Raw genomic sequence first — 13,223 nt, forward strand, 5'->3', positions numbered from 1 at the left:
CTAGCTGTCTTAGTTGAAACAAAGACCGCCCAAAAGGACGGTCTTCTCTCTACTTACTTGTAAGTTATTCTTATGCTTTCCCGTTAGGCTCATTCTTGGGTTTAAACATATTTGTCAAGTCTGCTGTCCCAACGTTGTTCTTCATATTTGTATCAGCTTGAACATTTTGCATGCGGTAATAATCCATTACACCCAAATTTCCGTTGCGCAAAGCTTCTGCCAAAGCCATAGGTACTTCTGCCTCTGCCTCTACTACCTTGGCCTTCATATGTTCAACCTCTGCTCTCATTTCCTGTTCTTTCGCAATAGCGGTTGCACGACGTTCTTCAGCCTTCGCTTGGGCAATCTGTTTGTCAGCTTCAGCTTGCTGAATTTGAAGGTGGGCTCCGATATTTCTGCCGATGTCAACATCCGCAATATCAATGGAGAGGATTTCAAATGCAGTACCATTGTCCAAGCCTTTTGATAACACTGTTCTGGAAATTAAATCAGGATTTTCCAAAACACTCTTATGGCTTTGGGAAGAACCAACCGTCGTAACAATACCCTCACCAACTCTGGCAATAATAGTTTCCTCTCCTGCACCGCCGACTAATCGGCCAAGATTAGCACGAACGGTAACCTTTGCAATTACCTTTACCTCAATTCCATTAATAGCCACCGCTGAAATCCAAGGTGTCTCGATGATTTTGGGTGTAACACTCATGCGAACAGCCTCAAATACATTTCGACCAGCCAAGTCAATGGCCGCAGCTCTTTCAAAAGAAAGGTCCAGGTTTGCTCTGTGGGCAGCAATCAATGCGTCAACAACATTGTCTACTCTACCACCAGATAACAAATGAGACTCTAGCTGATTTGCATTAACATTCATGCCCGCCTTCTGTGCTTTAATCAAAGGACGGATGATTTTATCTGCTCTAACACGGCGTAAACGCATACCAATTAATGAGAAAATACTAACTCTTACACCAGCCGATACCGCTGAAATCCATAACCCCAAAGGTACAAAACTCAAAAAAATCAATACAACGACGATGACAACAACAAGTGGTAGTGCCACCGGAATCCACTCAAACATTATAATGCCTCCCTTAATAAATAATAAATTATTGTTCTTCCTCCCATTCCTTTACGGTTACCGTCTTTCCGGAAATTTGAACTACTTTGACTGTTTTGTCCCTGTCTATAAAATCCCCCAAAGAGCTAACGTCAATACTCTTTCCTTCAATTTCCGCAATGCCATACGGTCTTAGTGTAGTTTGTGTTGTACCAATCTTACCAATTAAGCCTGCAAGCTTTGACTCGTCAAAGTCCTGCGCCTCTTGGCGGTCGTGTAAAACCACTTTGTTATACAACCCACTTCTTTTTGCCAAAAAAAGCATAATAACAAAAAGAAGAATCAGCAACAAAAGCATAACAAAAAAAACGACGATACCATACATTTTTGCGGCCAGTATTGTAGAGCATAACAAAGAAATTATACCAAAAATGCCAAACACGCCAAAACCGGGTATCAGCATTTCCGCAAAAACTAAAACAAGTCCTAATATTGCCAACACTCCGATCCAAGGTAACATAGCTTTCCTCCTTTCTCAAAAACCAATTCCATCTCTAATAGTATTAAATAAAGTAAAAAAAGCTCTTTCTTACAATATCTATATATTTTTAAATATCTTACCATATTGGAATAGGGATAACAATAAATTTTTATAAACGTAAAAAACGCTTAAGAAATGAATCTATCATTTATGCAGTTCAATCCTTGGTCATATATATAGGCTCTCCAAAAATCCTAGAGCTATTATTTTAATATTTATAATAACTCTTTATTCTCATACCAATAAATTTTTACAGTGATTTACTTGCTTTCTATTCTTTTATGGACAAAAAACCTCTACTCACTTAGGCAATAAATCATAATTCTCTCATAACTCCAGTTCTTTTCTTAGCAATGCAATACTTATTATTGATGTTAGAAACTGCAATGGTCAGAATGTTTTTATTCCCACTTCATTTTAACTAAAATACAATCTTTTTTTCGGGAATAAAATACGAGGCAAATTACATTTCCATTTATCGTAAAAAACTTTATTGTATACAGCAAGAATGTTGTTCCCTACCACTACTCATTTTTCATGAAATATGTATCCCCATTAATTAGGTAGAAAAGGGAACCTATTTCCTATAGGCTCCCTCACTTACTTCTTTTTTATTTTCTCGTAGGAACAATTATACTCTCACCAGACCTTATGTTCCCAGAACGCATCCCATTTATCTTCATGATTTCAGAAATCATATGTTCTATTTTTTGTTCCTCATCTTTGTACTTCTCAGCAATCTTCCAAAGAGTATCTCCACTATGAATCATTACACATTCATAATAAACTTCCCCATCCTTCCCCTTCTGTGCCGCCAGGGCCAAGGGTCCAAGACAAATAATCATAGTCAATGTTAGCAGTAACAATATTTTTTCTCGAATCATTCTTGACTTACCAACCACTTTTCTCATTAAACACTGATTCATATAAAACGCCCCCTAGTCGAACATATCTTTCTTTTTTATATTTTCATAATATCCGAACTAACATTCTTTGTCAATAAAAACTTTATTTTTTTCCGAACATAGGTTTGATTTTATACTTACTCTGTGTTATACTACAAAAAAAGGAAAATTATATCTTTTCCTACGACGTATTGTATAAATTTTCGTAGTCTACAAAGTCTATATATAAGGAGTGTTACAAATGATTGATTTGTCCCCAAAACAAAGGCAAATTTTGGAATATATGAAGTCAGAAGTTAGAGAAAAAGGCTATCCCCCTTCGGTAAGAGAAATCTGTGAAGCCGTTGGTTTAAAATCAACCTCAACGGTGCATGGCCACCTATCACGTTTGGAGAAAAAAGGGCTTATCCGACGAGATCCCACCAAACCTCGTGCCATTGAAATTTTAGCTCCGGATTTTTGTGAGTCGCCTCAAAGGGAGTTGATTCACGTCCCCATCGTCGGTAGTATAACGGCAGGTGTGCCTATTCTTGCTGTGGAAAATATTGAAGATACTTTCCCCATTCCCATTGAATATATCCATAATGATACGGTTTTCATGCTTCGAGTAAAAGGTGAAAGTATGATTGAAGCTGGGATTTTTGATAAGGATTTAATTCTGGTTCGCCAGCAAAACACTGCCACTAACGGTGATATTGTTGTTGCTCTCATCGAAGATTTTGCAACAGTAAAAACCTTTTATAGAGAGAAAGACTTTATTCGTCTTCAGCCGGAAAATTCAGCAATGTCCCCTATAATCGTCCGTGATGTGACAATCTTGGGAAAAGTAATCGGTTTATTTAGAAAATTCTAAGGAGTGTATACCATGTTTAATTATGTAAAAGTTGCAGTTGCCGTTCCAAAGTTAAAAGTTGCAGATTGCATTTATAATAAACAGGAAATCATATCTATCATTCAGGAGGCAGAAGAAAAAAAAGTAAAGGTTCTCACCTTTCCCGAGCTTTCTGTTACGGCCTACACCTGTGCAGACTTATTTTTTCAAACACCTTTACTTTCTGCCGCAGAAAAAGCAGTTGCAGAAATCGCAGAAAAAACGAAAGATATAGATATGCTGGTTTTAATTGGCGTTCCAGTATTAACTGATAATCAGACTTTTAACTGTGCCGCTCTTTTGCATAAAGGGAAAATTTTAGGTCTTGTTCCCAAAACACTCCTTCCTAATTATAGCGAATTTTATGAGGAACGATGGTTTGCATCTGCCGATGACTTAATTAAAGAAGAAATTACTTTTGCTGGACAAGTTGTACCCATAGGCGGGGATCTTATCTTTTCTGCAGAAAATATCCCAAACCTTAAGGTTGGCGTTGAAATTTGCGAAGATTTGTGGGGGCCCATCCCTCCAAGTTCCTATTTAAGCCTCTATGGTGCTACGGTTTTGTTAAACCCCTCAGCCAGCAACGAATTGGCAGCAAAACCTGGCTATCGTCATCAGCTCATAGCACAGCAGTCCTCTCGTTGTCTTGCTGCTTATGCATATGCATCGGCAGGCATTGGGGAGTCTACACAGGATGCCGTATTTAGTGGCCATAGTATGATCTATGAAAACGGTGTTCTTCTTGGGGAAACAGCGTCCTTCTCCCGTGAAAATCAGCTCGTTTGCGCTGATGTGGATCTGGAATTACTGGCAAGTGAGCGTCGTAAGCATACAACTTATATGTCCCAGCTAGTAAAACCCGATGCACAAAGATTTTATCGTGAAATCAAGTTTTCAATGGTTGAGGGTGAAATTGGCGAGTTTTTACGCCCAATCACAGCAAAACCTTTTATTCCTGCTGACGATGCTTCTTTAAGCAAGCGTTGTCATGATATATTTATGATTCAAACAACAGGCTTGGCTCGTCGTATGGAGCATGTTCAGGCAAAAACCTTGGTTATTGGCATTTCAGGCGGCTTGGATTCTACCCTCGCCCTTTTGGTTTGTGTAAAAGCTTGTGACTTCTTAGGCCTCTCCAGAGACCATGTTTTGGGTGTTACTATGCCTGGCTTTGGCACTACTGATCGCACCTATCAAAATGCTATTACATTGATGAAGTCTCTGGGCATAGCCATAAGAGAAATCCCCATTCGTGATGCAGCCATGCAGCACTTTAAAGATATTGGTCATGATCCATCTGTCCATGATGTTACCTATGAAAACACCCAAGCTCGTGAACGTACACAGATTTTGATGGATATTTCCAATCAAACAGGAGGCATTGTAGTAGGAACTGGAGATTTGTCCGAGCTTGCCTTAGGCTGGGCAACTTATAATGGCGACCATATGTCCATGTACGGTGTGAACGCTGGCATACCTAAAACCTTGGTTCGTGTCTTAGTAAATTGGGTTGCAAGCACAGGCGAGTTGGATGCAAAGGCTTCAGAAATCCTTTTAGATGTACTGGATACCCCAGTAAGCCCCGAGTTGCTCCCTCCCGATGAAAATGGCCAAATCAATCAAAAGACAGAAGACTTGGTGGGGCCTTATGAACTTCACGACTTCTTCTTATATCAAATTATTCGTTTCGGCTTTTCTCCCGCCAAAGTACTATTCTTGGCAGAGCAGGCCTTTGGGCAAGCGTATACTAGAGAAACTCTTTTAAAATGGCTAAGAAATTTCTATCGCCGATTCTTTACACAACAGTTTAAGCGCTCTTGCTTGCCAGACGGCCCTAAAGTTGGTGCCCTTTGCCTCTCCCCAAGAAGCGATTGGCGTATGCCAACAGATGCCTCCAACAGAATCTGGATGGACGAAGTTGAGAAACTATAAAAATGTTAACTATCCCAAATTCTTTTACTGGGCAAAAAAAGTGTCAATTGTAATTCAACAATTGACACTTTTTTTATTCATCAGATAACTTCAGCGAGAATATAAAGGTGCTTCCTTCCCCCTCCTCGCTTTTCACTGTAATCCCCTCATTATGTGCCTGTAAAAATTCTCTTACAATGGCTAGTCCAATACCACTTCCATGCATATCTTGGTTGCGGGTTCGGTCTGCCTTGTAAAAGCGATCGAAGATATACTTCTGGTCTTCTTTGCTTATCCCAGTCCCATGATCCTTAATAGAAACCAGAACTTTTTTACGCTCTGTTCTTGTGGTCTCTACCTCAATTAAGCCGCCAACGGGAGAAAACTTCACTGCATTACTCATTAAGTTTTGAATAACACGGGAGATTTTGCCTATATCTCCATGAACCATTGTAACCTGATCCGCAAAAATGGCTTTTATTACTGCATTTTTTTCGTTGAGTTGGGGCTCAAGTAAGTTGATATTGTCTCGAATCAGTTCGTTTAAATCAAAATCCGATTCATCCAAAATAATCTTACTGCTTTCTGCTCGGCTTAAATCCACAATACCCTCCGTCAGACGGGAAAGTCGAACCGTTTCCTCCAATACAATTTGCAAATATTTTTCTTGTTTTTCCGTAGGTACTGTTCCATCTAACATAGCCGTTAAAAAACCCTGCATAGAAGTAAGGGGCGATCGCAAATCATGGGACACATTGGCAATAAAATCCCGCCTTGTTTTGTCATTATTTTGAAGGCTCTCTGCCATGTCATTAAAGCTTTTTCCAAGCTGTCCTAACTCGTCATTGCTCGTAATTTTTACCCTCTGCTCAAAATTTCCGCTGGCAATTACCTTTGCAGCCTCGTTCATTTCCTGTATTGGCTTCGTCATTTTATGAGAAGTTACATAACTAACTGCTACAGCAAAAAGAAATACTAAAAAAATACTGGCAATACCCACTTGATACATTTGATATAAGGACTGCTCCATTTCCGGCATAGAGCGACACATAAAAATCCCTGCCATCTGCCCCACTGAAAGAGGATATCCCACCACAAGGGTTGGCACATTAAACAAAACCGTTGCCTTCGTCTCCATAGATACAATATTCCCGCCTTTTACCCCTTCCACTAGCTCCTGATAAGCAAAGGATTGGCCAATCATCATTTCGTCAAGACCTGGAGAAGCTAAAACTACAACCCCATTTTCATTGACCATCAAAATTCCTGCCCCCATATACTCTTCTAAAACCTGTAGCTCATAACTTAAATTATTCAAATTCCCAGTTCTGTAAGCATTGGTAAAAGCAACGGAAACTTTCCGCCCCTGTTGAATCAGCTCATCCCGCTTTTCTTTCATATAGTGCTGCGTATAAACTACAGAAAGAATTCCGCCTAATACCAGTACGCAAACAAGAATAGTACCAATATATTGCAGCATCTGTTTTTTTACAATTGACTCTTTCCGCATTATTTTACCTCCAAAGTTACGCAAAAAACTTCCAAAATCGTGGAATAATGTTATAATAAAAATATCTATCCCACAAGAAAGGAGAGAACGGTCAAACCGTTCACAATTCCATGACAAAAAAACCAAATCAAACACAAAATCCTAACAAAAGAAAATTTTCCACCTCTGATATCATCTTAATGTTACTTGGCGTATTTATTCTCATTCGCACCCCATGGTCGAATATGACTAGCTTCTATTACCTTCTTTTTTTCCTCTATATTTTCTGTATCATGATGCGCATTTCGAATCTGCGAAAACAGCATGGGAAAAAAGAGGAAATGATGCGTAAACAAGCTGAAAGTCAGGAAGAGATCAATACTCTGGAAAATAAAGGTGATGAGGAAGCTACCTCCATGGAAATTACCGATGAAGTTATAAACACTTCATCAGAACAAGAAAATGTTCAAGAAAACACTGATTCAGAAGAAAATAAGTTATAAGTAAAAAATAACTTTATATTTACACATAAGACGGCTGTCCATGAACAGCCGCCTTTTTTTCTATCTTACTATGTTCCTATTTACCAAGAACCTGCTCCTCACCGAAAGCATCTAGGCAATGCTGTAATCACCCTACAATTTTAATCATCTTTGGCCAAATTTGTACCCAACACTCCAAACGGTCAAAATACCCCATTCGTCGTCCTGGTTTAACTTTTCTCTGATTCGCTTCACATGGACATCCACCGTTCTCGTGTCCCCAACATACTCGTAACCCCAAATCTGGTCTAAAAGCTGTTCCCTGGTAAAAACCCGATTGGGATGCTCCGCCAGATAGTATAAAAGCTCAAATTCCTTGGGAGGGAATTCTAGCCCTTTCCCATGATAGGAAACAGAGTAATTCGACATGTTTATTTCTAAGTTAGGATACCTTAAAATGTTGGAATCACCACTCTGCTTTGGTTCATAGCGCCGTAAAACCGCCTTGACCCTGGCCACTAATTCTTTCGAATCAAAGGGTTTCACAATATAATCATCAGCCCCAAGTTCTAGTCCAAGAACCTTATCAAAGGTTTCCCCTTTGGCTGTCAGCATAATAATTGGTACATTGCTGGTCTTGCGAATTTCAGTACATACTTGATACCCATCTAATCCTGGCAACATCAAGTCCAAAATAATTAAATCTGGTTTAACCGCCCCAGCCTCCTTCAATGCCTCTCTGCCGTCGTAAGCTTCCTTGGTATCATAACCTTCTTTCTCCAAGTAAAGAGAAATCAACTCGGCTATATGTCTGTCGTCATCAACAATTAATATCTTTTGTTTCCCGCTCATGAAGATCACCCCTCTATCAATGGTCTACTTCAGGTCTACTTCAGGTCTACTTTAGTTTTCCTTTAGTTCCACCACGGTAACGCCTGCTTCACCTTCGCCATATACCCCTGGTCTTTGACTTTTCACATGGGGATTCGTTCTAAGGTAGCTTTGCACCCCTGACCGTAATGCGCCTGTTCCCTTACCATGAATAATCACAATCTGTTTTAATCCTGATAAATATGCATCGTCAATATATTTGTCAATATTAGCCAATGCCTCATCCACCAGCTGTCCCCTACAATCTATTTCTGCCCCTATAAATTGACTCTTGGAAGCCTTTACCTTAGCTGATACAGTCTTCTGTTTCTTTTCCTTAGGTCTTGGCGTATCATCTAACATTAACTCAGCCAAAGGAACCTTTACTTTCATAATCCCCATTTGGACCATAACTTCCTTGCTCTTATCTGGCGGTGAAAGCACCTCCCCGCTTTGGTCAAAGGAAATGACGTAAACCCTATCCCCTGCCTCCAGCTTTTCAGGTACTTTGTGATTAGGCTTAACTTTCTTTGACTTTAAGAAGTCCTCTTGCACAGAAGAAAGCTTTTCTTTCAGCTTTGCCCTATTTTCTATGAGTTTTTGCTGATTCCCCTTTTCCTTTGCTTGGCGATTCATTTCTTTTATAATGCTGTCCGCTTCTTCCTTAGCCTGAGCATAAATAAGCTTCGCTTCTTCTCTAGCCTTCTGCAGAATTTTCTCTTTCTGCTCTCTCGTTTTCTCTTTTTGGTGTTCAACCTCACGCTTCAAGTTCTCTGCCTCTTTGCGGTATTGTTCCGCCCGCTCTTGCTCAAAAGCCACAGATTTCTTGCTGATTTCCAAATCTGTAATAACGTCCTCAAACCTTGCCTCATCTTGGCTGATAAAGTTTCTCGCACTCTCCAAAATATACTCCTGTAACCCCAAGCGTTTCGAAATAGCAAAAGCGTTACTTTTCCCAGGAATACCAATCAGCAGACGATAAGTCGGTCTCAATGTTTCCACGTCAAATTCACAACAAGCGTTTTCAACCCCATCCGTAGAAAGGGCGTATACTTTAAGCTCGCTGTAATGGGTGGTCACAGCTGTACGAATATTCCTGTCTTTCAATCCCTGAATAATGGCAATGGCAAGAGCCGCCCCCTCAGTGGGATCTGTACCTGCCCCCAACTCATCAAAAAGCACCAATGAATCATCGGTAACTTCTTCCATAATCTTTACAATGTTGGTCATGTGGGAAGAAAAAGTACTTAAGCTTTGCTCAATGCTTTGCTCGTCTCCAATATCTGCAAACACGTTGTCGAAAATAGCCAACTGTGAATGATCGAACGCTGGAATATGAAGCCCGGCCTGTCCCATTAAGGTAAACAGACCCAAAGTTTTTAAGGCAACCGTCTTACCACCTGTATTTGGCCCCGTAATCAATAACGTTGTAAAGTCCTTACCCAAATAAATGTCAATGGGTACAACGGCTTTTTCATCCAACAACGGGTGTCTTGCCTTCTGTATATTAATATAACCCTTTGTATTAAATAAGGGCTGGGTTCCTCCCATAGAAATTGACAAGGCACCTTTGGCAAATATAAAATCCATCTGTGTCAAAAGTTCCATATCCGCTTCCATAATCAGCGTGTTTTCCGTAACCAAACGAGATAACTCCACTAAAATTTTACGGATTTCATCTTTTTCTTTTGCTTGCATCTCTTTAATCTTGTTATTTAGTTGAATCACACTTAAGGGCTCCATAAAAAGAGTGGACCCAGTGTTAGACTGGTCATGAACCATACCAGGGAAGCTGTTTCTGTATTCGCTTTTTACAGGCACACAGTAACGGTCATTTCTGATTGTAATTACAAAATCCTGCAACATGTTTTTGTATGCCGAAGAAGAAATAACACCATTTAAATGGTCTCGTACCTTCTCGTTAGAAGCCTTAATTTCCTTACGAATATTGCGAAGTTCACTGCTGGCATCATCGGAAATCTCCGTTTCCGAAAGAATACATCGGCTAATTTCATTTTCTATCGAAGGTAGAGGTGCCAATAGCTCAAAGTACTCGTCCAAGCGTTCATAGACTTCCGCCTTATTCTCATGCTTCCCATAATTCTTAATTTTGCGACATACATATAGAAATTCCCCAATTCCCATCAACTCGGAAATGGAAAGTACTCCCGCCATGCTGGCCCTTTTTAACTGAGGTCGAATTTCACGAAAGCCCCCAAAAGATGGAGTTCCTTTTCTCAAAATCATGTCTGTTGCTTCTGTTGTTTCTTTCTGCCAAAGGGCAATATCACTCATAACCGTTGCAGGGTATAATTCCCTAGCCCGCTCCTTTGCCATGGGGGAAACAGCAAACCCCGTTAATTTCTCAATAATTTTGTCGTACTCTAATGTACGTAATGCTTTTTTATTCATCTTATACCTCATTCATATAGTAAGGAATACCTTTATTATATCCCTTATCTTTAAGTATACCATAAAAGAAAATCGCCCATAGAACCATATAGTCAAGTTTAGGCAACGTTTAATTGGCTAAACTCAAAAAATCACATCCCTTATATTGTATTCCCACTTATTATACCACATAAAAAAACTAGGGAAACAGTTTTTTACCCATACTTAAAAAATCCAGTCCTCCCATGGAACCAAAGCCCATGAAATCACTGTTGCTTCAAAGCATCCATAAATAACGTCAGCCTTTCATCAAAATCCCACCCATAAATGGGTAATAATCCTCCTATTGTTCACACCAATATGTATGTTCTAATTAGGAATAAAAGAGAAGTATAATAAGCTCTTTTCACCTTTAAAGTGAAAATTGAACCCGTATTTCTTTGGATATAATGAAGGACATTTCCCGTTATCATCCTTGAACCTCAAGTCTTTTTACTATGTAATTCCCTTTCTCATAAAATAAGACCGCATCTCCTAGTTTTTAGGAAAAGCGGTCAATGACTTAGTGTTGTTCTTTAATTAAGCCGTTCTTGTATGCATAAAGCAATTTTTCTAACTCATCAATGCTCTCCAACAACTTCTTACCGATATCCGTATCCCTAACACGAATACGGTCTTGGGTATATTGCAATGCAACGGTAGAAGAAAGAATATCTTTTTCCTCAGCAATGGCAACTTCAGTAGAAACAAATGGTTCATGGGAAACCAATACCATGCCGTGTGAATTGTAAATTAAAGTATATCCAGCAATGCCTGTTACCTTTTGATATGCCTTGGCAAACCCGCCATCAATTACAAAAAGTCTGCCCTTTGCTTTGATTGGGCTTTCCCCCTTGGAAACCTTTACGGGAACATGGCCATTCACAATATGGGAAGCATCTGGATTCAGTCCAAAGGCTGACAATACAGTCTTGCAAACACTTTCTTCGTTTCTCAACGTATAGTAAGGGTTGCTCACCTCTTTATGGGTTGCTTTATCATCAATAAAATACCTTTCAAAAGTCGTCATTTTCTTCTTTCCAAACAAAGGAGAATCTTCACCGCACCATAAATACCAAATAATGTCCATACACTCTCTTTTGTGATCACTATGGGGCTTGCTAAAATACCCTTCTCTAACAGATCTTTCCACTTCGTCCAAATATTCTTTGCCAGAATATTGCTTGCCACGGAAAGACACCGTTTTCAATGTACCATCCTCGTTCATAGGGACGCCCCCATGGAACAAAAGATTAGAGTTAAAGATGGTGTACATACTACCCTTGCTATACAGAATACGAATATGTTCCTGCAGTTTTTCACTGTTCACAAAGGAAGATTTCACTTTGTCCATTACAAGTTGCTCATCCTCCGTCAATTTGTAGGGATCCTTGGGGTCAACCGTAGGGAAATTCATATCGTTCATTAGATATTCTTTCCCTTCAATCATAATCGTACCCTTGTCAAAGTTAATCTTATCTAGCAACAAACGATTATCCATCTTAAATTCAGGATGACGCTTAATGATTTGGGCTTCCATCTTCCATTGCAAAACGGAAATGGCCTTGTGCATCTTAGCAATCATATCAAAATCCTTGTCACTTATTTCTTCTGTGCCCTTGGGCGCAAATTGTGTACAAGGATCATCGGCATACTTCTCCATGGCAAAGGTAGCAAGTGGAATTAAGTTGATACCATAATCCTCCTCAATGGTATCAAGGTTTGCATACCTTGTTTGAATACGCAAAACATTGCAAATGAGCGCTTGGCAGCCTGCCGCCGCCCCCATCCAAGCAATGTCGTGGTTCCCCCATTGAATATCCACTGAATGATATCTTCCCAAAATATCCATAATGGCCGCTGCATTAGGCCCTCTGTCATAAATGTCCCCAATCACATGAAGCTGATCAATGGATAATCTTTGAATCAGGTTTCCCAATGCAATAATAAAACGATCCGCCTGATCTAAATCAATAATCGTACGGATAATTTCGTTATAGTACATTTCTTTATCGCGGCTCACACTATCTTCGTGAAGCAACTCTTCAATAATATAAGCAAATTCTTTGGGAAGCGCCTTTCTTACTTTTGAACGGGTATATTTTGAAGAAATCACTTTGCAAATACGTACCAGTCTATGTAAGGTAATCTTATACCAGTCATCTAGGTCTTCTTCCTGTTCCGCCATCATTTCCAGCTTTTTCTCGGGATAATAAATTAACGTCGCCAAAGCTTTCTTTTCACTTTCTAGCAAACTCGCACCGAAAATTGCGCTAATGTGATTCTTAATAACCCCTGATGCATTTCGCAAAACATGGCTAAAAGATTCCGCTTCACCATGAATATCAGAAACAAAATGTTCTGTTCCCTTTGGCAAATTTAATATCGCCTTAAGGTTCATAACCTCTGTTGCTGCGCTATTGATATTTTTATATTGATTGGATAATAATTTTAAATACTTCATTTCTTCCTTCGAAAAGGACTGATCTGTCGAAAACATCTTTTCCACCATTCTTTCAAATTAATGTTAACTATCACTTATTATATCAGAGGCCTTTTTCTTTTCCTAGGCTTTTTTGAAAAAAATATTGTAAATCGGGACGTCTTTCGTCCCGCTCTGGTCGATATGGCCTTAGTAATCGCTTTTAAAATCACTCATAATAT

The 13,223-nt window shown here is 39.5% G+C and carries 10 protein-coding genes; 3 read left to right on the forward strand and 7 right to left on the reverse strand.

The window, feature by feature from the left end:
- Nucleotides 1-70: 70 nt before the first annotated feature.
- The 3 genes from floA to yneA form a co-directional block, all read right to left on the reverse strand.
- Complete coding sequence (floA, locus tag RBQ60_RS11265; protein WP_307883791.1) at nucleotides 71-1,078, reverse strand: flotillin-like protein FloA; 1,008 nt, start codon at nucleotides 1,076-1,078, stop codon at nucleotides 71-73.
- 28 nt (nucleotides 1,079-1,106) lie between these two features.
- Nucleotides 1,107-1,577, reverse strand: coding sequence for an NfeD family protein (locus RBQ60_RS11270; protein WP_307883792.1), 471 nt, complete (start codon nucleotides 1,575-1,577; stop codon nucleotides 1,107-1,109).
- Nucleotides 1,578-2,209: 632 nt separating this feature from the next.
- Nucleotides 2,210-2,524: a cell division suppressor protein YneA gene (gene yneA, locus RBQ60_RS11275; protein WP_307883793.1), complete on the reverse strand. Its 315-nt coding sequence runs from the start codon at nucleotides 2,522-2,524 to the stop codon at nucleotides 2,210-2,212.
- A gap of 220 nt (nucleotides 2,525-2,744) precedes the next feature.
- Between yneA and lexA the strand changes: the two genes are divergently transcribed.
- Together lexA and RBQ60_RS11285 are read left to right on the forward strand one after the other, a co-directional pair.
- Entirely contained in the window at nucleotides 2,745-3,356 is a 612-nt protein-coding gene (lexA, locus tag RBQ60_RS11280; protein WP_307883794.1) for a transcriptional repressor LexA, read from the forward strand.
- Nucleotides 3,357-3,368: 12 nt separating this feature from the next.
- On the forward strand, nucleotides 3,369-5,309 hold the full coding sequence (locus tag RBQ60_RS11285) for an NAD(+) synthase (protein WP_307883795.1): 1,941 nt from the start codon (nucleotides 3,369-3,371) through the stop codon (nucleotides 5,307-5,309).
- 73 nt (nucleotides 5,310-5,382) lie between these two features.
- On the opposite strand, the gene RBQ60_RS11290 is transcribed toward RBQ60_RS11285, so the two are convergent.
- Nucleotides 5,383-6,798, reverse strand: coding sequence for a HAMP domain-containing sensor histidine kinase (locus RBQ60_RS11290; protein ID WP_307883796.1), 1,416 nt, complete (start codon nucleotides 6,796-6,798; stop codon nucleotides 5,383-5,385).
- A 320-nt stretch (nucleotides 6,799-7,118) separates the two neighbouring features.
- On the opposite strand from RBQ60_RS11290, the gene RBQ60_RS11295 reads away from it, so the two are divergent.
- Complete coding sequence (locus RBQ60_RS11295; RefSeq protein ID WP_307883797.1) at nucleotides 7,119-7,280, forward strand: hypothetical protein; 162 nt, start codon at nucleotides 7,119-7,121, stop codon at nucleotides 7,278-7,280.
- A gap of 144 nt (nucleotides 7,281-7,424) precedes the next feature.
- On the opposite strand, the gene RBQ60_RS11300 is transcribed toward RBQ60_RS11295, so the two are convergent.
- From RBQ60_RS11300 to RBQ60_RS11310, 3 genes are all read right to left on the reverse strand, one after another.
- Nucleotides 7,425-8,111, reverse strand: coding sequence for a response regulator transcription factor (locus RBQ60_RS11300; protein ID WP_307883798.1), 687 nt, complete (start codon nucleotides 8,109-8,111; stop codon nucleotides 7,425-7,427).
- 51 nt (nucleotides 8,112-8,162) lie between these two features.
- Nucleotides 8,163-10,541: an endonuclease MutS2 gene (locus tag RBQ60_RS11305; RefSeq protein WP_307883799.1), complete on the reverse strand. Its 2,379-nt coding sequence runs from the start codon at nucleotides 10,539-10,541 to the stop codon at nucleotides 8,163-8,165.
- 541 nt (nucleotides 10,542-11,082) lie between these two features.
- Nucleotides 11,083-13,059, reverse strand: coding sequence for a fructose-1,6-bisphosphatase (locus RBQ60_RS11310; protein WP_307883800.1), 1,977 nt, complete (start codon nucleotides 13,057-13,059; stop codon nucleotides 11,083-11,085).
- Nucleotides 13,060-13,223 lie beyond the last annotated feature (164 nt).

Source organism: Anaerotignum sp. MB30-C6 (assembly GCF_030908465.1).
Taxonomy (GTDB): domain Bacteria; phylum Bacillota; class Clostridia; order Lachnospirales; family Anaerotignaceae; genus Chakrabartyella.